Annotated in this window: 14 protein-coding genes; 8 read left to right on the forward strand and 6 right to left on the reverse strand. The window is 71.6% G+C overall.

Annotated features, from left to right (window positions below):
- Positions 1-130: 130 nt before the first annotated feature.
- Positions 131-382: a hypothetical protein gene (locus ACWER9_RS27725; RefSeq protein WP_452304606.1), complete on the forward strand. Its 252-nt coding sequence runs from the start codon at positions 131-133 to the stop codon at positions 380-382.
- Between the two features lie 39 nt (positions 383-421).
- On the opposite strand, the gene ACWER9_RS27730 is transcribed toward ACWER9_RS27725, so the two are convergent.
- Positions 422-2,236, reverse strand: coding sequence for a VanW family protein (locus tag ACWER9_RS27730; RefSeq protein ID WP_452304607.1), 1,815 nt, complete (start codon positions 2,234-2,236; stop codon positions 422-424).
- A gap of 181 nt (positions 2,237-2,417) precedes the next feature.
- Here ACWER9_RS27730 and nudC point away from each other — a divergent pair, with 181 nt between their 5' ends.
- Entirely contained in the window at positions 2,418-3,335 is a 918-nt protein-coding gene (gene nudC, locus ACWER9_RS27735) for an NAD(+) diphosphatase (RefSeq protein ID WP_452304608.1), read from the forward strand.
- On the opposite strand, the gene ACWER9_RS27740 is transcribed toward nudC, so the two are convergent.
- Together ACWER9_RS27740 and ACWER9_RS27745 are read right to left on the reverse strand one after the other, a co-directional pair.
- A complete protein-coding gene (locus ACWER9_RS27740; RefSeq protein WP_452304609.1) occupies positions 3,232-4,548 on the reverse strand; it encodes a polysaccharide biosynthesis protein in 1,317 nt (438 codons plus the stop codon). The genes nudC and ACWER9_RS27740 overlap by 104 nt on opposite strands.
- On the reverse strand, positions 4,545-8,915 hold the full coding sequence (locus ACWER9_RS27745) for an alpha-(1->3)-arabinofuranosyltransferase (protein ID WP_452304610.1): 4,371 nt from the start codon (positions 8,913-8,915) through the stop codon (positions 4,545-4,547). The genes ACWER9_RS27740 and ACWER9_RS27745 overlap by 4 nt, the downstream gene beginning before the upstream one ends.
- A 167-nt stretch (positions 8,916-9,082) precedes the next feature.
- On the opposite strand from ACWER9_RS27745, the gene ACWER9_RS27750 reads away from it, so the two are divergent.
- Genes ACWER9_RS27750 through ACWER9_RS27760 form a run of 3 tightly spaced genes read left to right on the forward strand, consistent with a single transcriptional unit; the run spans position 9,083 to position 12,936 of the window.
- Positions 9,083-10,960 carry a hypothetical protein gene (locus ACWER9_RS27750; RefSeq protein ID WP_452304622.1) on the forward strand — a complete coding sequence of 626 codons (1,878 nt, stop codon included), beginning with the start codon at positions 9,083-9,085 and terminating at the stop codon, positions 10,958-10,960.
- Positions 10,961-12,706 carry a hypothetical protein gene (locus ACWER9_RS27755; RefSeq protein ID WP_452304611.1) on the forward strand — a complete coding sequence of 582 codons (1,746 nt, stop codon included), beginning with the start codon at positions 10,961-10,963 and terminating at the stop codon, positions 12,704-12,706.
- A 35-nt stretch (positions 12,707-12,741) separates the two neighbouring features.
- Positions 12,742-12,936 (forward strand): hypothetical protein, encoded by a 195-nt coding sequence (locus ACWER9_RS27760; protein WP_452304612.1) that lies wholly within the window; start codon positions 12,742-12,744, stop codon positions 12,934-12,936.
- On the opposite strand, the gene ACWER9_RS27765 is transcribed toward ACWER9_RS27760, so the two are convergent.
- Together ACWER9_RS27765 and ACWER9_RS27770 are read right to left on the reverse strand one after the other, a co-directional pair.
- Positions 12,921-14,099 carry a glycosyltransferase family 4 protein gene (locus ACWER9_RS27765; protein ID WP_452304623.1) on the reverse strand — a complete coding sequence of 393 codons (1,179 nt, stop codon included), beginning with the start codon at positions 14,097-14,099 and terminating at the stop codon, positions 12,921-12,923. The genes ACWER9_RS27760 and ACWER9_RS27765 overlap by 16 nt on opposite strands.
- Before the next feature lie 109 nt (positions 14,100-14,208).
- Positions 14,209-15,465 carry an acyltransferase family protein gene (locus ACWER9_RS27770; RefSeq protein WP_452304613.1) on the reverse strand — a complete coding sequence of 419 codons (1,257 nt, stop codon included), beginning with the start codon at positions 15,463-15,465 and terminating at the stop codon, positions 14,209-14,211.
- A 111-nt stretch (positions 15,466-15,576) separates the two neighbouring features.
- Here ACWER9_RS27770 and ACWER9_RS27775 point away from each other — a divergent pair, with 111 nt between their 5' ends.
- From ACWER9_RS27775 to ACWER9_RS27785, 3 genes are all read left to right on the forward strand, one after another.
- The gene (locus ACWER9_RS27775; RefSeq protein ID WP_452304614.1) at positions 15,577-16,773 is read left to right on the forward strand and encodes a porin PorA family protein; all 1,197 of its coding nucleotides are present in this window, start codon (positions 15,577-15,579) and stop codon (positions 16,771-16,773) included.
- A gap of 394 nt (positions 16,774-17,167) precedes the next feature.
- Complete coding sequence (locus ACWER9_RS27780) at positions 17,168-17,791, forward strand: DUF6230 family protein (protein ID WP_452304615.1); 624 nt, start codon at positions 17,168-17,170, stop codon at positions 17,789-17,791.
- 76 nt (positions 17,792-17,867) lie between these two features.
- Positions 17,868-19,277, forward strand: a complete 1,410-nt coding sequence (locus tag ACWER9_RS27785; protein ID WP_452304616.1) for a DUF6114 domain-containing protein — start codon at positions 17,868-17,870, stop codon at positions 19,275-19,277.
- A 581-nt stretch (positions 19,278-19,858) separates the two neighbouring features.
- On the opposite strand, the gene ACWER9_RS27790 is transcribed toward ACWER9_RS27785, so the two are convergent.
- Positions 19,859-21,529: a DUF885 domain-containing protein gene (locus ACWER9_RS27790; protein ID WP_452304617.1), complete on the reverse strand. Its 1,671-nt coding sequence runs from the start codon at positions 21,527-21,529 to the stop codon at positions 19,859-19,861.
- Between the last annotated feature and the right edge of the window lie 3 nt (positions 21,530-21,532).

Genomic DNA, 21,532 nt, shown 5'->3' on the forward strand with positions numbered 1-21,532 from the left:
CCAGGAAAGGCCACCCCGATCGGGGTGGCCTTTCCTGCGTTTCACCCCGACCCGGAAACGAGTGCGCCCAAGCAGGATGTCGCACGATCTTGCGGTCGGCTGCGCGGTTGCCCGCGGCTAGGCTCGGTCTGTGGACGAGGTCCTGATATTCGTGGTGTTCGCGGCCTGCGTGGCGGCGGTCCTGAGCACCCTGTGGTGGCTCGCATCCCGGGTCCGTCGTCGGGGCATCGGTGGCGAGGTCATGGGTCCCTTCGAGGAGATGTGGCACCCGGCGGCGCACCGCTTCCGGGCCGAGATCCGGGTGCAGGAGAGCCGCACGGTGCCGATGCCGCCACAGGGTGGCAGGGGCGATGGGGGCTCGGCGGCAACGCCGCCGAGCTGACCCCCATCCTGATGCAGAGCTGGGCGACCTCGACCGACCTCAGGACGTCTTCGGGCCGCAGACGTAGCGGGGCTCCGCGTCGTAGCGCCAGGTGAACTTCTCCCGCTTGACCACCGCGCCGCCCTTCTTGATGATCCGGAAGGCGTCCTGGGTGAAGCCGTTGATGCCGTTGGTCTCGATGCACGAAGGGCCGGCAGGCAGGTGGATCTGCTTCGGCGTCGTGATGTTGCGACGCGGCCCGTACTCCGTCTTCACACTGTCGTAGATCTTCGTGCTCCAGATCGAGACGGTGATCGAGCTGGACGTGTACGACGTGTCGATGAGGACGCCGTACTCGGTGTTGTTGCGGAACTTGAAGTCCAGGTTCGGCCAGAAGATCGTCGACTCGATGACCGCCGGGTACCTGTCGAACCAGTACGAGTGCGGTTTGTGCTCGACGTCCTCCAGGCCGGCGTAGTAGGTCGCGTTGAAGAGCGTGGTGGTGAACTGCGAGGTGCCGCCACCGACGCCCGGCACCAACTTGCCGTCGAGGATGACCGGCGCGTCTCGGTAGCCCTGGGCGTAGCCGCGTTCGCCGGTGTGCCCGTTGAGCGAGAACGTCTTGCCGGGGAGTACGACGGTGCCGTCCACCTTCTTCGCGATGGTCGCGATGTTCTGGCTACGTGACGAGGCCATGCCCCCGGTAAACCGGGTGGTGAAGGTGGACACGCGCTCCTTGATGCCCAGGCCGGCGAGCTTCTCCCCGGTCAGTTGGGGCGGTGCCGCCTTCAACTCGCCGGTCACCTCGCGGCCGTCGGCCTTGGGCAGCACGGCCAGCAGGCCCGGGCCGAGGGTCGCGCTGTCCAGTTGCTGCCCGGATCGTCCTTCCTTTGCGGTGGGCCGGCCGCCGTTGATCGCCATCGTGGCGTCCTTCGGCGCGACCTCGATGGCGGCGAGTTTGTCGCCGAGCGCGGCCCGCAGCCGCTTGACGTCCACCGACGGGGTGAGCTTGCCCTTCTTGTCGGCGCTGAACCGCAGGCTCTTCGCGATGGCGGTGGGCGGGATCGTCACCGAGCCCTTGTCGGTGCGCAGGGTGACAGGAGCGGCGACCGCAGGCTTCGCCAGCTCGCCGACCAGCCGGTCCAACTCCTCCGGCGTGGTCGCCGGGTGGGTCTCCACCAGGGGCACGGTGACCGGGGCGCCGGCCAACCAGCCCGCGCGGACCACCTCGGCGGAGCGCTGCGGGTCCAGGGCCAGCCCGGGCTTGGGCTGCACGACCTTCGGTGTGGTGCCCTGGTAGGTGATCGCCGGCATCGTCATGCCCTTGGCCTGGTCGCCGAGCACCTTGCGGAGCGCGTCGTCCAACCGACCCTCGTCGACAGTCACCACCGGCTCGACGGTGCGAGAGCCCACCAGTCGGCTGACCGGGTGCGCCTCTGCCTCGGCAGCCGCCGCCACGGTGGCCGGCACGTCGACGCCCAACCCCACGTCGGCCGGGTTGATCTCGGCGGTGCGCCCGTCGACGGTGACCTTCAACGGTGTGGCGAGCGCTGCCGCCCGCCGGTCCAGCGCCGCCCGCAACTCCCGGTCGGCGTCCGCACGGCTACGGCCGCCCAGTTCGGTGCCGAGCACGCTCGTCCCACGGGGAACGTCACCGGCGTACGCCCAGGCGCCGGCACCCGCCACGGCGGCGAGGACGCCGCCGGTGAGACCGACGGCGAGCAGCATCCGCACCCGACGCGGCCGGCCCGAACCGCTGCCGCCCGGCGCTCCGGGAGTGGCCGGCGCAGGTCCGTCGTCCGGCCAGGTGACCGCGGTGACCTGCACGGTGGGCCGGTCGTCGGCGGGTGGACTCGTTTCGCCGTACAGCGTCACTGCAACCTCGATCGCCAGGGTGCCGCGGGAGGTTCCCCCTCCCGGAGGCACCTACGGTAACCAATGCTCGGCCGTCCCCGCGGGCTGCGCCCGCCAGGCGCTGCTACCGCGTGTCGTTCGGCGTGTCGTGGCGCCAGGGGTCGGTGCCGACGGCCGGACACCGACGTGGCACGGTGACCGGGTGGGCACTGCGGAGCGGGTGTTGGCGTACGGGGGCGGCTGGCTGGATCGGGCGGGCCCGTTGCGGACCGATTCGACGCGGGTGAGTGCGCTGCTCACCGAGCCGACCACCGTGGTGCTGCCGATGTGGCGGGACCGCTGTCTCGTCGACGGCCACGGGCCCGTTCGGCTCGGCGCGGAGCGGGCGGCGCTTGTGCGATCCGCGGCAAGCGAGACCGTTTTCCTGGGGCTCGACGCGGAGGTCGCCGTGTTCGCCGCGGACCTCTCCGCGCTACCCGAGCGGTCCGCCGTCGAGATGGCCGGCGCGGTGCGGTCCGTCGACGTGCGGGCACTTGTCGGGCGGCTCGAACCGGGCGACGCGGCAGTCCAGGCGTACGCCAGGGGTCTGTTGCACTGGCACCGGCAGCAGCGGTTCTGCGGGACGTGCGGCGCGCCGGCGGTTGCCGGCGGCGGCGGGCATCTGCGGACCTGCACCGGCGCGGAGTGCGGACGTCTGCTGTTTCCCCGAATCGAACCGGCGATCATCGTGCTGGTCGAGGCGCCCGGTAGGTCGGGGCGCTGCCTGCTGGCCCGGCACGCGGGAGCGGCCGAAGATGCGTACTCGACGCTCGCCGGCTTCGTCGAGGTCGGCGAGAGCCTGGAGGACGCGGTCCGTCGGGAGATGGCCGAGGAGGCGGGCGTGACCGTCACGGACGTGACCTACCAGGGGTCGCAGGCGTGGCCGTTCCCCGCCGGCCTGATGGTGGGCTTCCGGGCCACCGCCACCACCGACGAGGTACGCGTGGACGGTGAGGAGTTGCTGGCGGCCCGCTGGTTCACCCGGGCGGAGTTGCGGGACCGGGCAGCCTCGGGCCGTCCGCTCGGTCGGGTTGACGCGATCGACCACCGCCTGCTTGCGGACTGGCTGGCGGAGGGCTAGCTGGCCGCCGGGTCGCCACCGCCATCAGCCCGGTGGTGACGATGGCCGTGCCCAGGGCCGCGTAGAGGAGACCGGGGACGCTGTGCGGCCGGAGGGTCGCGGTGACGGCCACCAGCCCCGCCACGCCCACCCACAGCGGTGCCGCCGCCAAGCGCGCGCCTGCCGCGAGGCGGTCGTTGAGCAGCACGAACGTCACCGCGTAGAGCGCGCCGACCGCAGCGAAGAGGGGCGCGTACCGGCCCAGGTGGTCGTAGTCGGGTCCACCGGCGAAGCGGAAGGCGAGCCCTCCGGCGAGTGTCGAGGCGAGGACCAGCACCGCCCCACATCCGCCAGTCACCGCGAGCGCGAGCGTTCGGCTGCGCCGGTCACCGCGGGCCAGCCGCGGTAGGGCCAGGACGGCGGCGACCTGCGGCGCCCAGAGTGCGCCCTTGCTCAGGACGGTGCCGACCGAGTACGCCCCGGAGTCCGACGGGGACAGCAGTTGCCGGGCCAGCAGCAGGTCGGCGTAGGAGACGACGAGCATCGCCAGGGTCGCGCCGCAACCGGCGACGACCTGCGCGGCGGTCAGCCGTGGTGTGCTTGACGACCGTCCGGGCTCGCGGGCGAGGCGGGCCAGCAGCACCGGGGTGAGGGCGGAGGTCACCGCGCCGACCGCCAGGGCGCCGGTCGGCCCCGCGCCGAGCAGCAACCCGGCGATCACGCCGCCGTAGCGGCCGGTGGCGAGCAGAGCCATCCCGATGGCGAGTCGTACGAAGCGCTGGCCGCCCTGCAACTCGCCGAGGGACCGGGAGGAGAGCACGATCGCCGCGGTGGTGACCGCCAGCAGCGCGGGCATCTCCACCGGGAGGTCCAGGACGGTGACAAGCAGTGGTGTCGCCGCGACGAGTGTTCCCGCGCTCACGGCGGCGGTGACGGCGGTGAGCCGCCGGGTGTCGGAGGCCCCGTGCCGGGCGCGGTGCACGGCGACCGCCAGTTGCAGGCCGAGCCCGGGCACGCCGGCGATTGCCACCAGACCGAGGGCGGCGGCGAGCGCGCTGAGGTCGGCCGGGTCGAGCCGCCGGGCGGCAAGCACCGGCACCAGGTAGGCCAGGCCGTTGACCAGGACCCCGGCCAGGGTGACGCTGACCCCGGCAGTTCCGAGGCCCGTACTCCATCCGCGTGCCAGCTCGGTCTGGGCCGTCCCCTCCCGACGGACGGGTCGTAGCGGCCTCACGTGATCTCGGAGAAGGTCGGAAGCTGCCCGTCGGCTGGGCCGCCCGCCTGGGCCGGCGTCGACGCCCCAGCCGTGTCCGGCGGGCTCTGCTCGGCTGTCTCCGGCGCCGGTCCCGCAGCGACCGGCGGGACGGCTGGGCTTGCGGCGGTCGGCCTGGCCCGGCGTACGGGCCGTCGTCGGGCGGTGGTGGAGAGCCAGAGGGTGCCCAGGGCGACGACGACAGTGAGTTGCAGCAGCCCGTCGGTGTTCCGCCGCGTCGAGTCGAGGTAGAGCCAGCTGGCGAGCAGCACGAGCCCACCCGGGAGCCACGTCTCGACGGCCCGGCTGATCGTCCTGGCCCGACGGGGGTCGGCCGGCCAGGGCAGGCGGCGTGGGCCGGGTACGGCAAGCATGAACCCCGCCGCGACCAGCAGACCGCCGATGAGGCCGCTCGACAGCACAAGTGCGCCGGCCCCGACGGCCAGCAGCGGCAGTGAGCGGGTGACCCGGCGTCGCCCACGTGGCGCGGGGGTCGCCGAGGTTGGCCCGGTGGGCTGCCGGGCGGGCAGCACCGCGAGCAGCACCACCACCGCGAGCAGGATGCCGCCGAGGAGAAGCCCCGCCCGGTACGGGGTGTCCGGGGCGAATCGCAGCAGCACCTCTCCGGAGGCGCCGGCGGGAAGGATCCAGCCCTGCTGCCACCCGTCCACCACGAGCGGTTTCAGCGTCCGCCCGCCGATCGTCGCCTGCCAGCCGGTGTTGGTGTTCTCCCGCACGGCGAGCACCCGGTCGACGGGGTGACCTGCCACCCGTACCCGCCGCTCGGTGGCAGCCCAGGACTCGACCTCGATGGCGCTTGTGGTCGCTGTGGGCGGCGTGGACGTCCGTGGCACCAGGGCGACCCTGGTGGGCGAGGCCAGCTGGCTCGGGGTGGCCACGATGCGGTGTTCTCCGCCGCCCAGGTCGAGTGGCCGGGACCTGTCCCGACCGCACGGCGTCACCGGCATCTCGCGCATCTCCAGCAGGTCACGCAGCGTGCCACGCAGGGTGGTGGTCACCCGGGCCGTGCCGATCTGGAGCGTCGGACCCGATCCGCAGGCAAGCGACAGGGGTGTGTCGAGGCGCGGTGCGACTGTGGGTGCTCCGGGTAGCACCGTCACCTCGCCGACCGCGACGGGCAGCCGCTCCGGCAACCGCAGCTTGTACGGGTCGGTGCTGGTGGCGGACGGCTTGTCGAGGAACTGGATGGTGATCTCGTCGGTCCGCATCGGCGGGTCCAGTCGGAGCAGCCCGTCGTCGCCGAGCAGGCTGCTGCGGAAGCCGTCGTCGCCGACCACCCGCACACTGCCGAGACGGGTGGCGGGCGTCTTGTCGTCGACCGAGAAGCGGAGCCCGGTGATCGTCTGCGGCTTGAGCCACTTGAGACGCAGGATCGGCGCCTCGTCGTCGATCGCCGGTGACCAACTGGTGGCCGGGTTCCCGTCGAGCGCCGCGCCGGCGCGGCCGGTCGGGTCGGGCACCGCCGTCGAGGAGGCGCTGATCTGCGCCGCGAGGCGTAGCGGCTGCGCGTCGGTCACCAGCTTGTCGAGGGCCTTGTCCAGGTCGGGGCCGGCCGTCGGCCGCGCCCACAGCTTGGCGTCGTACGCGCCAGCCGTCGGCAGGGTCAGGGTCCGGTCGATCGTGGACGCGTCCTCGGAACCACGGATGGCGTCGGTGGAGCAGCGCGGGTGCCCGTCGACGGAGAAACAGGCAGGCGTGGTGGGTGCCGCCGACACGACGACGGTCGCCGGTCGGTCGGTGACCGGTGCGGTGGGCAGGACCAGGGTGCGGCTGGTCCGGATGCCCGGGATCTTGATCTCGGCGATGCCGACCGACCCGTTTCCGAACGGGCGCAGGTCGTACGCGCCGTCGATCGAGACCCGGACCTCGCGGGTGGCGTGCACGCCGGGCAGCTCGAACACCATGTGGTCGCTGAACTGTTCGACGGTGCGGCTTCCGTGCCCGGCGCTGACGGTCACCGTCGTCGGTAGGGCGTCGGCCTTCAGGTCGAACCACACCTCGACCCGGGTGACGGTCGTCGGGCTGGCGAGGCCGACTTCGATCCACTGCCTGTCGCTCGGCGAGTACGGCGCGGACTGCCAGGAGGTCGCCGGGTCGCCGTCCATCGCCGCGTACGGCTGGTGTTCCGGTCGAGCACCGCCGGGGGCGTCGACCTGCGAGCGGGCGGTGGAGGTGCGGATCGCGCTGATGCCGTCGAAACGGGCGACGGTGGCCTGCTGTGCCCCCCACTCGGGCAGGTAGTCGTGGGCGGGTGCGCTCTCTTCGAAGGTGTCGTCGGCGGTGAGCGTCTGGGAGGTGTTGTCCCGCAGCCCGCCGAACGACACGTCACGTCTGCGCAGCCCATCGGTCATCGCCACCGGCCCGACGACGTCGCCGGTCGGTGCGTCGCCGGCCAGGACGGTGGGCGCCGGGCCGAGCTGCCCCGCCGCGGCGAGGTCGAGCAGTGACTCGGGCCCGCCCACCACTGTGGTCACGTCGGCTCTGTCGTAGGCGACCACCGGCTCGACGGGCCGGTCGACCCGGTAGACCTCGAGCGCCCGGACGGGCACGTCGAGCCCATGGTCGCGGAACTCGTCCGGAGACGCCGGCCCGCCGCGCAGCGGACCGAAGGACGTGACGCGGGTCAACCCGGGTGAGCGCTCCAGTGCCTGTCGGACCACCACAGGGCGGGCCGTGTCGGAGCGGCCGTGGTCGAGGTCGGCGCGGAACAGGACGTGGCTGATCCCCGATCGGGCCAGCAGATCCGCCAGCCCGGTCGATCCGGCGCCGGTGGCGAGCGTCGACTCGATCACGTCCAGCAGCCGGATCGTGGTCGGTGGGGTGAAGGGGATGGCGTTGCGTACCGCCCACCGGCTGTCGAGCAGCGGCTGGGTGATCTCGTCGGTGGTGCTGCCCCAGTCGTACGACGGGAACCGTGCCCCGGGTACGACGAGCACCCGTCCGCGTCCCGTGTTCGCGTCGAGCCAGTCGGTGGCGTCGTGCCAGTAGCCGGGCACCTCCTTCACGCTGCCCGGGGTGGCGAGACCGCCGGCGAGCGCTGGGGTGGCGACCGCCGTGACGGCGACGATCGCGGCGCCGGCGGTCAGCCAGGCGCGTGCGACGGTTCTCGGACGGTGTCGCGCGGGCGCGGTGCGCGCCGCCCGGACGACCAACCCGATCAGGTGCGCCAGGCCCAGGCACAGGGGCAGGCGGAGCAGGACGTCGAACTTGTGCACGTTGCGCAGGGGTGCGCCGACGCCGTCGAGGAACTCCCGTTGTGGCTCGGCGAGGATGTTCGGCAGGTCGCTGACGTGCCCGAGGCCGACGAGCGCGACGCCGAGCACCAGACCGGTGATGAGGAACCTGCGGTGCGGCATCCCGCGTCGGGACAGCCCCAGGATACCGAGGACGGCGACCGCCAGGGTGGCGGCGACGAGCACCGCCTCGTTTGCGAGCCGAGCCCCGGACGGGATGGTCGGCCCGAACGGCGAGGCCAGGTAGGCGACCCAGTAGGAGGCGCCGCGCAGCGTGGTCACCGCGTCGGTGACGCTCGTGGTGTTCCGGGCGGTCTCGATGTAGTCGAGGAAGGGCGGGCTGTACCGCCCGAGGACCAGCAGCGGAACCAGCCACCACGCGGTGGCCAGGGCGACCGCGCCACACCAGGCGGCGATGGCGGCGACCCGGCGGCGTACGGGCTGGATGGTGGCGAGCCAGAGCAGGGCCAGTGGCACCACCGCGAACACGGCGGTGGCGTTGACCCCGCCGGCGCAGGCGACAGCGAGGGCCGACGCGGCGACGGAACGTCGCAGTCGTGTGCCGGCGGCGAGACCGACGAGCGGAATGAGCACCCAGGGGGCGACGGCGCTGGGCCAGGCTTCCACCGACGACCAGCCGAGCTGGGTGAGGATGCGGGGTGACAGCGCGAAGGCGACGGCGGCGATCATGCGCCCGGCCGGCGTCCCGATGCCGAGCCGACCCGCCAGGCGTACGGCCCCGAGGTAGGCGACGCAGAAGAGCAGCGCCCACCACAGCCGCTGCACCACCCACGGCGCGAGGCCGGCCTCCGAGCCGAGCAGGAAGAACGGGCCCATCGGCCAGAGATAGCCGTACGCCTGGTTCTGAAGTTGGCCGAAGGTGCCGGTGGGGTCCCACAGGTGCAGCGAGCGGAGCAGCCACCCGGCCGGGTTGACGTTCAGGTCGACCTTGGTGTCGGGGACGACCTGGCCCGGGGCCTGCTGGAAGGCGAGGGCGGTGAGCGCGATGCAGATGACCAGGTGCCGGAACCGTCGGGCCGTGTGCCGGCTACGGCTGGACCCGGTAGCGGCACCCTCGGCCACCTCTGCACGCATGTCGGCTCCTGTCTTCACCGGCCGGACGCGCACCTGCAGCCGTGAACTGTCGCGCGACGTTATCCGGACCGGGCACGGACGGGCGACCAGGGGCGCTGCGGTGGCGTTATCGGGAGAACGGCCGTCCCCACGGCGTGTAAGCGTGTGGCAGGCTGCCGACCATGTCAATGCCAGAAGCTGAGGCCGAGACGCATCCGGAACGCGTCGCGTCCGATGGCGACGGACCGGGGCCGATCGGCCGATGGCTCCGCGCCGACCCCGTCCGCGCTGTGGCGATCGCCCTCATCGCCGTGTCTGTCGCCTGGCGCGCCGGCCTCGCCGCCCGTGGTTGGTTCTCGCAGGACGAGTTCGTCATCGCCGCCCAGGTCCTCGACACCGGGCTGGACGCGGACTACCTCCTGCGGACGTTCAACAACCACCTCATGCCCGGCGGTCTGCTGGTGGCGTGGGCGATGGTGCGGGCGGCGGGCTTCGCCACCTGGCCGTGGGTGTTGCTGCTGGCGGCCGGTCAGGCGGTGACCGGGCTCGCCGTCTACCGGCTGTTGCGCGATCTGCTCCGGCCCGGTTGGGGTCTGCTCATCCCGCTGTGCCTGTTCGTGTTCAGCCCGTTGACACTCGAGGTCTCGTCGCTGTGGTTGGTCGGGTTGCTCGTGCTGCCGATGCAGTTGGCCCTGGTCATGGCGGTGGCGGCCCAGGTGCGGTACGTGCGGACCGGCCGCCTGCGGCACCTCGTGGCGGTCGCGCTGTGGCTGGTGTTCGGCCTGCTCTTCGACACCAAGTCGCTGCTGATCGTGCCGCTGTTGTTCCTGCTGACCGTCTTCCTCTTCACCTCCGGCGGTGTGTGGCGCAGCCTCACGACGGCGATCCGGCGGCACTGGCCGGCCTGGTTGGTGCTCGGCGCGCTGTCGGGGGGCTACCTGGCGTTCTACCTGTCCCGTCCCTCGGGTGAACTGCGGGACCCGACCTCGGTCGGTTCGGTCCTCAACTTCCTCGGTGACCTGGTCGGCGAGACCATGGTGCCGGGTCTGCTCGGCGGTCCGTGGCGCTGGAGTTACGCCGGTGACGGTCCCCCACTCGTCGACCCGTACGACATCGCCAAGTGGTTGTCCTGGGCGGTGCTGGCGACGCTCGTGGTGGTGACCGTCCGGCGGCGTCCGTCGGCGGGCCGGGCCTGGCTGCTGCTCACCTCCTACCTCGGGCTGGTTGCCGCGCTCTTCGCCGTCACGCGCCTCGGCGGCCCGCTCGGGCCACTGATCGGCGTCGTCCCCCGGTACGTCGCCGACGTGGTGCTTGTCGCCGCGATCTGTGTCGGTGCGGCCCTGCTGGGCATCAGGGACACCGACGAGGACGAGGTGTCGGCGTGGCCGGTGCCGACGGTCCTGCGGGAGCCGGGTGCCTTCGCGGTCGGCCTGGTCTCGATGATCGTCGTCCTGGCGACCATCGCGGTGGGCACCCTGTGGAGCACGGCCCGGTTCGGGGACAACTGGAGTACGAAGTACGGGCGGGACTACCTCGCGACCACGCAGGCCGAGCTGGCCACGGCACCGCCGGGCACCGTCTTCTTCGACACCGCAGTCCCGGACCGGGTCATCGCCGGGTACTTCTGGCCGGACAACCTCCAGTCGCACTTCTTCCGCCCGGCTGAGCGCCGACCCACCTTCGTGACGGAGGCCGCGCGGCCGTCGACGTTCGACGAGCTGGGCCGGATCCGCCCGGTCGTGGTGGAGGGGCGGAAGATCGTCCCCGGCCCGGTGGACGGCTGTGGGCACCTGGCCGAGGGCGGCCGACCCACCCGGATTCCGTTGGACGGCTATCTGGTGGAGTGGCCGTACGTGGTGCACTTCGGTTACCTCAGCTCAGGTGACTCGACGGCGTTGTTCCGGCTCGGGGACGCCACCCGGGAGATCACCCTGCGACGCGGGCTGAACGACCTGTTCTTCCTGCTGGAAGGTTCCGGGGACGCCGTCGAGGTCACCGTGCGGACGCCAGGGGTCGGGGTCTGCACCGAACTGGTCACCGTTGGCCGGGCGGTGCCGGCGTCGTGAATGGTTGAACAAACCGACGGCGTCGAGGCCGCGCCGGCCCGGCGGAGGCGGGACACGCTGTCGCTGTACGCCGTCGCGGCGGCGGTCACGGTGGTGGTGCTGGCCCCGCTGGCGGCGCCCGGCTACGCGCTGCTGTACGACATGGTGTTCGTACCCCGGCAGCCGTTGACCTGGGATCTCGTCGCCCCGGCGCAGAGTCTGCCGCGGGCGGTGCCGATGGACGCGCTGGTCTCGCTCGTCACCCAGGTCGTGCCGGGCTGGTTGGTGCAGCGACTGGCGCTGGCCGGGGCGGTCCTCCTCGCGGCGGTCGGGGCCGGCCGGTTGGTGCCTACCGACAGGCGGGCGGCCCGGCTCTTCGCCGCGGTGGCGTACGCCTGGACGCCGTACCTGGCCGAGCGGTTGCTGATCGGGCAGTGGGGGCTGCTGCTCGCGTACGCCGCGCTGCCCTGGCTGGTGCGGGCGACGCTGGACCTGCGGGCCGGGCGGGCCGGCGCGCTGGCCCGGGTGGTGCTCGCCGCCGCTCCCGCCGCCATCACGCCGACCGGCGGTGTGATCGCGCTGGGCGCGGTGCTGGTGCTGACGTCGGACCGGATTCGTGCGCCCCGGTCGGTGCTGGTGTCGCAGCGGATGCACCCGCACCGGTCCCGGCAGGCGTTGGCCGCGGTCGCAGTGCTCAACGCGCCCTGGGTGGTCGCGGCCCTGGTCACCGGTGCCGGAGGTTCCTCGGACCCGGCCGGGGTGGCGGCGTTCGCGGCGCGTTCGGAGAACTGGGGCGGCCCGCTTGTGGCGTTGGCCGGCACCGGCGGCATCTGGAGCGCACAGGCCACCCCCGCCAGTCGCGCCGCACCGCTGGTGCCGGTGGCGACGGTGGCGCTGCTGATCCTGGCCGCTGTCGGTGCGGGGCTGCTGCGGCGTCGGCTGACCCCCGGCGGCGCGGCGCGGCTTGCGGTGCTCGCCGGGGCCGGTTGTCTGCTCGCCGCCCTCGGGGTGCTTCCCGGCGGGGACAGCGTGCTGCGCTGGGCGGTGGTGCACCTGCCGGGTGCGGGCCTGCTACGCGACGGCCAGAAGTTCCTGGCGCCGTACGCGCTGCTGCTCGTGGTGTGCGCCGCGTTGGGGGCCGAGCGGCTGGTGGCCCGGATCGACCGGGAGGTGGCCGGGGTGGTCCTGGTCGGGCTGCTGCTCCTGCCGGTGGCGGTCCTGCCGGACCTCGCGTTCGGCGGTGCCGGTCGGCTTCGTCCGGTGAGCTATCCGGCCGAGTGGCAGCGGGTGGCCGGGTACATTGAGGAGGACCCCGGGGAGGTCCTCGCGTTGCCGCTGAGCGCCTACCGGGCGTACCCGTGGAACCCTGGCCGGGTCGTCCTGGACCCGGCGCCCCGCTACCTGCCGGGGACGGTCCTGACCGACGACACGCTCCGGGTCGGCGACGTCGCCGTGGCCGGCGAGAATCCGCGCGTCGGTGAGATGCGCCGGGCGTTGGCCGAGGGTCGGCCGGTCTGGACCACGGGCGTGCGCTGGGTCCTGGTGCAGCGCGAGGTCGCCGGCGAGGTGGATGCACAGGTGCTCGACGGCCTGGTGCGGGTCCATGACGGACCGTTCCTGACGCTGTACCGCAACCCGGAGACCGTGCTGCCACCGAGCCCGTCCGGGCCGGCCCGACTGGCGGTGGTGGCGGCGCTCTGCGCTGCCCTTCTGGTGGTCGTCGCTGCCGCCGTTTCGGCACTACACCGGCGACCTACCGCGTGGTAACGTCCGCTCGCACGTCTCGCCATTGGAGGATTGGCATGCGTAGAGCTCTGACCCTGGCCGTGTCTGGCCTGGTGGCGGCGTTGCTGGGGGTCCTGGCTCTCGGCGGGATCTCGGCCGCCGCGACCGCCACCGACGAGGAGGCCGTGAACCAGGCCAAGCAGGTCTCGGAGGCGGCCAAGCGGGCCGGAAAGAAGGACCCGTACGCCCCCGCGGTTTACGGCGACAGGTAGGACGGCTCGCCCCGCTGCGGCACTGGGCGGGGCGACTCCGCACCCTTGAGGATCGCTTCGAAGCGTCCGCCCGCAGCCTGCCAGGTGAAGCTGGCCGCGTGCTCCCGGGCCTGGGCGCCCATCTCGCGCCGCAGCTCATCCCGGTGCAGAAGCGTGCGCACCTTCATCAGGTAGTCGTCGATGTCGTCGGCCAGTAGGCCGGTACGCCCGTCGACGACCGCTTCGGCGACTCCGCCCGCTCCTCGGAACGCCACCGTCGGGGTGCCCGCCGAACCCGCCTCCACGATGGTGAGCCCCCAGCCCTCCTTGAGTGACGGGGTCAGGGCCACCCAGGCCGAGGCGAGCAGGGCCGCCTTCTCCTCCTCGGTCACGAAGCCGCGGAAGTCCACCCGGTCGGTGATGTCCAGCTCGGCGGCGAGGTCACGCAGGTGCGACTCCCACCAGCCCTGACCGGCGACGACCAGACGTAGTTGGGGCAGCTCGTCGGCGAGGGCCGCGACGGCCCGCAGTGCCACCTCGACCCTCTTGTGTGGCACCAGCCGGTTGAGCGTCACGAGCAGGGGGAACGCCGCCCGCTCGACGTCGGTGTGGGGCAGCGTCGGGGTGCCGTTGTGCACCACCGAGACCTGCTCCGGGGGTACGCCGAGCGCTGCCAGCTCCCGGCGGGTCGCCTCGGAGACGGTGACGTACCGGCACCGCTGGTAGAGGCGTACGGCGAGTGACGATTCGATCCACCAGCCGAACCGGGCCGCCCACTGTGGAAGCACCACCGGCCACTGCTCGCGGTGCACGTGGTGGATCAGCTTGACCACCGGGCGTCGTGCCCACAGCGGGGCGAGGAACGGCAAGCCGTTGCAGACGTCGACGAGGACATCGGGCCGGCCACCTCGACGGGCCGCCAGCGGGCCGAGGCCCAGCGCGCCAGCGACGTAACAGAGCGCTGCCCAGAGGTAGACGCTGTGTCGGCCGCCGCGTCGTACCAGCCGGACACCCGCCTCGTTGACCTCGTCGGCGGGGGCCTGGCGGTGGGCGGCGCAGAAGAGAGTGGCGCGGAATCCGCGCGCCACCAGCTCGGCGGCGATCCGTTCGACGTACACCTCGGAGCCGCCACCTTCGGGGTTGCGGGTGTCTCGCCAGTTGAGGAACAACACGTGTCCGGGCATGCCGAAGCGACGCTCCACGCGAACCCTACTCTCAAGTAATTTAGCGACCCGCGTCACATTAGGGGCTGCTGTGCCGGCCGGCAATGCCCCGATGGGCCAGCGCTGGGCGCTACCCGCCGACGGTGGGCGCGGCAGTGCCGGTCGCGACGGTCGGCGGTGTGGTGGCAGGTGCGGCCACGGCGGTGGCGGGCGTGCCGGACGCCTGTCCGCGCGGGCGTCGACGCTGCGACCCGAGCAGTTGCAGGGGGCGCTCGACGCCGTAGTAGCTGACCGCGGCGTACACCAGGCCGAGGGTCATGGTGAGGACGAAGGTGTTGAGCAGCCCGCCGGTGAACAGCGGCCGGTCGTCGACCAGGTAGATGAGTTCGATGACCATGGGGTGCCACAGGAACAGTCCGTACGAGACCGCCCCGAGCCACCGGGCGGACGAGCTGCCGAAGATCTCCTTGGCCCGGCCCGGCCCGCCGAAGGCCACCGGGATCAGGATCAGCGCCGCGACCAGGAGGTACAGGGTCAGTTTGACGCCGAACTCGGCGGCTGTGGGCTCGGTGAGGTCGCGGGGGCCGGCGACAGGTGTCGTCGCGATCGCCATCAGGCCGACGGCGGCGGCCCAGCAGGTGACCGGCGCGGAGGCCAGGTCGTCGAGGACCCGGAAGACCGCGGGCGCGGTTCCGGTGCGCAGGGCGACGTGCGCCGCCGCAAGTGCCATGCCGGCGCCGAACCAGGCGGCGTACGAGGGGAACCACATGGTGTGCAGGGCGGTGTCGAGCCAGCCGAGCCCCATCATGGTGAGCCAACCCGCGGTCAGCAACGCGCTCCCGCTGATCATCACGATGGTCCGGACGGGACGCCAGGACCGGCCGACGACGAGCACCGCGAGCAGCGGCAGGATCAGGTAGAACACCACCTCGGTGGCGAGACTCCAGGTCTGGCTGAGCCCGGCGCGCAACTGGCCGGGTTGGTAGATCTGGGTGAAGGTGAGGTGCCGGATCCAGTCGCCGACGGACGCCTGCCCGTTCTGCGGCAGGACGACCAGGCAGACCACGATCGCCAACCAGTAGGCGGGCAGGATGCGCAGGGCTCGCCGCCACAGGTAGCGCTCGGCGCCGGGTCGGGCCCGGCCCGTCGCAGCGTTGAGAGCCCAGGGCCGGAACAGCAGAAACCCGGACAGTACGAAGAAGATGGCGACACCCACGTCAAGTCGCGCCAGCCAGCCGCCCCAGGAGGTGTTCATGGTGGCGGCGGTCTGGAACCCGACGTGGTGACCGACGACCGCCACCGCACCGATTGCTCGCAGCGCGTCGAGGGCGGGGAGTCGGCCGGTTACCGAAGGCTCCGAAACTGTTGGCGCGGCGGCTGTGGACATCTGGACATCCAGGGGGTCGCTTTGAAGGTGACCGGGGAGTAACCTCCCGCCATGTTAAGGATCGGGTGCCCCGGACAACAGGTCGTAGGGCGGCAGGTTACAGGAGGATGAGTGAAGCTTCGCGTGGGCGCCGCGCTCTTCGGGCTTGGCGTCTTATTGCTGGTCTTCGCGGCCGGGCTGCCGTTCTACGTGGCCCCCGCCGTGACCAAGCTCCCCTATGATCTTGAGCCGACGACGTCCGTCGCCGAGGCGAAGAACGCCAGGTTCCTGAAGATCACGGCAACCGGGAGCTCGGTGAGCATCGAGGTTCCGCAGGCCGATCTGGTGTCCAGTGTGGAGGTCATTCCGCAGCCCGACGACACCAAGGATCGGCTGCCCAAGGACCTCAAGGGTGACGCGGTGATCTGGGACGTCTACCAGACGGTCCGGCGCACCGACAACCAGGACGTGGTCAGCCAGTACAGCACCGAACTCGCTCTCGACCGGATCTCCGGCGCGGCCGCCTCGTGGAAGGAGCAGTGGCTCAACGAGACCGGCGCGGACGGCACTCCGGTCGGCAACGTGAAGTACTCCGGCCAGATCTACAAGTTCCCGTTCGGCACCGACAAGCGTGACTACCAGGTCTTCGACCGTGACCTGAAGCGGGCTCTCCCGGCGAAGTTCGTCGGCACCGAGAAGGTCAAGGGCATCGAGGCGTACCGCTTCGAGCAGCGGATCGAGAACGAGGTGCTGGCCACCCCGGAGAGCAGCATCCAGACGCTTGTCGGCAAGTTCGCCCCCGGCGCCACGAGCGGCCAGGTCGTCTACAGCAACATCCGTACGCTCTGGGTCGACCCGGTCACCGGCTCCTACGTGAACGTGCGGGAGCAGCAGCACAAGGAGTTGCGCCCCAACACCGGCACCCCCACCGTGCTGTTGGACGCGGACTTCAACTACACCGACGACACGGTCAGCCGCAGTGTCGAGACGGTCAAGGACAACCGCTTCAAGATCGGCCTGATCAGTTTCTGGGGCCCGATCGTCGCCGGTGTCCTCGGTCTGATCGCTGTCGTCTTCGGTGTGTGGTTGGTGACCCGGCCCGAGGGCGGTACCGCCCGGCACCGGGCCGACCCCGCGGTCGCCGACCCGACGCCGACCCGGGTGGACCAGGAGCCGGTACGCGACCCGGACACCGTCGAGCAGCCCAGGCCGCAGCCGGTCGGCGGGCCACTGAGCGACGAGATCCCGCCGGCTTCGACGAACTGGAAGTCGGAGGACCCGACCGTGCCGACCCAGCGGCCGGCCCCGGGCGAGGTGGAGCAGCGCTGACGCGCTGACGACCGGACGTACGACCGAGGGGTGGACCGCGACGCGGTCCACCCCTCGTCATGTGGCAACCCGTGCCGCTCGCCTGCTTTACATTTGTTACTTGATTGTAATTTGTCAATGCGTGGTCACTCAGTGCAGCGCATTGTGCCGCACATGTCTACCTTGTGGCCATATTGGAGGACCGTTCTGCGTGAGGGCCTGACGGTCGGTGACAACGCGCCTTCGCCTGGTCGTCCGACTGTTACCGCCGAGTAGTCAGGGGGTTGTGACCTGCGCCGCCCCGGGTGCACCATCAAGCCCGATGGTTACCAGCCGGTAACAGACCGCGGGCTCCCCGGACGGGCCGCCCGATCGGGGACCGGCCACTCGCGCGCATCGACCCGAGGAGGAACCCGTGCAGGATCGGTTTGACAGTCAGGGTCGTACCCGATGGCGGCGTTTCGCCGCGATGATGCTGCCGGCCACGGCGGCTGCCGGCGCCATCCTGTTCGGGATGTCGACAGGCGCGATCGCCTCCGACATCACCGTCTCCGGGCAGACCTTCAAGATCGGTGCCGAGCGCCTCGAGGGCGACGGCTTCAAGCAGTACGGCGGCATCGTTCGCGAGAAGGGCAAGGACGGGAAGTCCGGCCAGGTCCACCCGATCGCCCTCTCCGAGATCAGCAGCGCCGAGCTGTACAGCCTCTGCCAGTCCGTCCGCGCCGACCTGCCGGGCCTGCCGGTGGTGCTCACCATCAACGCGGGCGAGGGCAAGGAACCCGCCCGCGCCAAGGACCTGCTCATCGCCATGGACTCGTTGAACGGCAACGCGACCTTCACCAACATCAGGATCGGTCGGGACGCCACCGACCTGAACCCGACCGCGCAGGCCGGTTCGTTCGGCCAGAACTCCGACCACGTCACCATCACCAACCTGCGGCAGGTGTCCCGCTACACCACGGCGGCCACGTTCAACCTGGTCGGCCTCCGACTGAAGGTCAACGTGGGTGACGACGCCAAGGGCAAGGAGTGCTTCTGAGATGAGCCCCGGCCCGCGCCTGTCGACACCGCGGGCCGGGCCCATGCCCCCGATCCCGTTCGGCCAGGAGGAGTACGTGACAACCGCGAACCCGTCCCACGCCCGGCCCGGTGGTCCGGCTCAGGCGTGGAGGCTCTTCCGCCGCTGGCAGCGCAGCCGGCCGTTCTGGGGCGGACTGCTCATCGCCCTGGCCGGGCTGGAGATGTTCGCCTCCACCCGGATGACCCTCAACGGCCTCAGCTTCCACAGTGGCGCGACAGGCCTGCTCTCGTTGTTGATCCCGGTCATCCTGGTGACCTGTGGCCTGCTGCTCTGGATCACTCCGGCGCAGCGGCTGTTCTACTCGGTCGTCGCGGCGGTCACCGCGGTCTACTCGCTGATCGGGCTCAACCTCGGCGGCTTCTTCGTCGGTCTGCTGCTCGGCATCGTCGGTAGCGCGCTCGCCTTCGCCTGGACGCCGATGCCGGCCGTTCGTGAGCAGGCGCTTTCCGAGGAGGCCGCTTCCGAGGAGGTCGCTTCGGAATCGGTGCCGCCGGAAGGGCCGGGGCGGGCGGCTGATCCGCGTACCTTCGGCATCGTCCTGGTGGTACTCGGCCTCACCGCTGCCGGTCTGGCCGCCCAGCCTCGGCCCGTGCAGGCCGCATCGACGCGACCGGCCTCGACCGTCTGCCCCGCGCCCTCCCGGACCGCCACCCCGTCGCCAAGCGGCGGCGCGGCCACGCCGACACCGACGGCGAGTCCGACGCGGAACGGCACCATCATCGGCGACATCCTGGACGGACTCGGCGACCTGCTCACCGGTGGAGACCCCGAGGAGAGCGCGACGCCTGCACCGAGCCCTACCGTCCGACCGAACGGCACGCCGACGGGCCGCCCCGGGCCGGTCACCTGCCCGCCGCCCGCAGGCATGCCGGAGAAGCCGGGTCGGCCGGGGAAGCCGGGTCGGCCGGGGAAGCCGGGTCGGCCGGGGAAGCCGGGTCGGCCGGGAAAGCCGGGTCGGCCAGCGACGCCGGGAACTGTGGAGCCCGGCAAGCCCCTACCACGCATCGCCGCCGACCCGGGACTGCCGACTGTCGCACAGACGCCCTCCAAGCTCACCGGCTCCTCGGTCAAGATGACCCAGTTGCGGTTCGAGGGAATCACCGACCTGCACACGGCGAAGGGTGACATCGAGGTGCTGAAGTTCAGCATGCGGGAGGCGGTGACGAACGACTTCCTGCTGCGCGCCGACGGCCCCGAGGGCCGCAACCAGCGGTACGCGACCGACCGGTTGACCGTCAGCGGTGACGTGGCCTTCTACGCCACCCGGTTCGTCGGCAAACTGCTCGGCATCAAGATCACTCTGACTCCGGACCTGCCGTTTCCGGACGGCATCCCGGTCACTCTGCCCTTCTCGGTCACGTTCACCGACCCGGTCATCGACCTGGCGTACGTCGTCAGCAACAAGCTCACCGCGCGGCCGGCGCTGGCGCTGACCCTCGGCTGAACGACGCCATCGGCCCCCACGTAGGTGACCGTCGCCTACTGCCGACCGGCCGCTGCGCCCGCAACTCGCCTAGGGCCTCGTGGGTTGCGCCAGAAGGAACAGGAAGATCAGCGCCGCGATCGTGGCCAGGGAGCCCAGAACCCAGCCCACAGCCACGACAGCCACGGACCGGTTGGCGTCACCGCGAGCCGCGGAGGCCCTGAGGGCGTACGCACCGAGGGCAACGAGCACGAGCCACAGTGGCACCAACAGGGGAGCGAGCGCCGGCCAGATGGGCGCCACGATGAGTTGCGCACCGGTCGGCGAATGCTCGAGTGTGACAGTCAGACCGGCGCGTTCGGCCCGCCAGTCATCGCACAGGTACCCGGTCGTGCGGCTGAAGTCGTGCCACCAACCGTGGGTGGAGTGTCACCACGGCCGCCGACCCAGGAGCCCAGGCTCAGGCCGACGGTGCCCAGCAGCACCGCGAGGGGTCGAAGTCGAGCACCCACCGCCCACCCCTGACCTACCCGAGAGGACGGCTCCGCCGCCGGGGCTTTTTTATCTCCGGACAGCGGAGCCGTCAAGGGCTCAGTTGTGGCTCAGAGTCGGGCCAGCGCCCGGCGCAGCGGGTCGAGGCCCAGCGCACCGAGGTCCAACGCCTGCCGGTGGAACTCCCGCAGGTCGAAGTCGGCGCCCTTGCGGGCCTTGGTGTCCTCGCGGGCCTGCAGCCAGATCCGCTCACCCACCTTGTACGACGGCGCCTGACCGGGCCAACCCAGGTAGCGGTTCAGCTCGAAGCGCAGGTTCTCGTCCGGAACCCGGCAGTGCCCCCGCATGAACTCCCAGCCCAGCTCGGGCGTCCACCGCTCACCCGGGTGGAATCCGAAGGGATTGTCCCTCGGGATCTCCAGCTCCAGGTGCATGCCGATGTCCACGATCACCCGGGCCGCGCGCATCGCCTGGCCGTCGAGCATGCCGAGCTTGTCGCCCGGGTCCTCCAGGTAACCCAACTCGTCCATCAGCCGCTCCGAGTAGAGCGCCCAGCCCTCACCGTGCCCGGAGACCCAGCAGAGCAGCCGCTGCCAACGGTTGAGCAGGTCGGCCCGGACGGCGGTCTGCGCCACCTGGAGATGGTGACCCGGCACGCCCTCGTGGTAGACCGTGGTCACCTCGCGCCAGGTGGAGAAGTCGCTGATGCCCTGTGGCACCGCCCACCACATCCGACCCGGGCGGGAGAAGTCCTCGCTCGGGCCGGTGTAGTAGATGGCGCCGTCGCTTGTCGGGGCGAGGCAGCACTCGATGCGGCGGACCTGCTCCGGGATGTCGAAGTGGGTGCCGTGCAGCTCGGTGATCGCCTTGTCGGCGAGCGCCTGCATCCAGTCCCGGAAGGCCTCCTTGCCTTGGATGGTCCGGGCCGGGTCGGCGTCCAACGTCTCCACGGCCTCGTCGACGGTGGCACCGGAGCCGGCGATGCGCCCCGCCACGACCCGCATCTCCGCCTCCAGGCGGGCCAGCTCGGCAAAGCCCCAGGCGTACGTCTCGTCCAGGTCGATCTTGGCGCCGAGGAAGTACTGCGACGCGAGCTCGTACCGCTCCCGGCCGGCGGCCTGCTTGTCTCGCCCGTGCGGGGCCAGCTCGGTACGCAGGAAGTGACCGAACTCGGCGGTCGCCGCGGTCGCCGCCGCCGCACCCCGACGCAGCTCCGAGCCGAGCGTGCCGTCCGCCCCCAGCCGCTCGACCAGCCCGTGGAAGAAGTTGTCCCCGGTCGGGTCGACCCAGATGTCACACTGCTTGGCCACCTCGACCAGCTGCACCTTCGAGCTGACCTCGCCGGCGGCGAGCGCCTCGCGCAGCGTGGTCTTGTAACCCTCCAAGGCCGTGGCGAAGCCGTTGAGCCGGGCCGCGATGTTGGCCTGGTCGTCACTAGTCGCGGTGGGCATCAGATCGAACACCATGCGGATCTCGTGCAGCCCGCTGGCGATCACGCTGACCTCACTTGTCACCTCGCCGGCGTCGTACCGGGCGAGGTCCAGGCCGAGCCGTTCCTGCATCGCCTCCTTGGCAATCCGTTCCGATTCGGTCTCCGGCTCGGTCACCTCCAGCTCGGCGAGCGTGCGGCGGGTGAGGTCCGCGCGCGCTGCGTAGCCGTCGGGCGACAGGTCGTCGAGCTGGTCGTCATGGCCGGAGATGCCGACGAAGGTCGCGCCGGTGGGGCTCAACGGCGCCCACTCGGCCACGTAGCGGTTGGCGAGTTCATCAATTCGTCCCACCCT

The sequence above is a fragment of the Micromonospora sp. NPDC003944 genome (assembly GCF_053605225.1).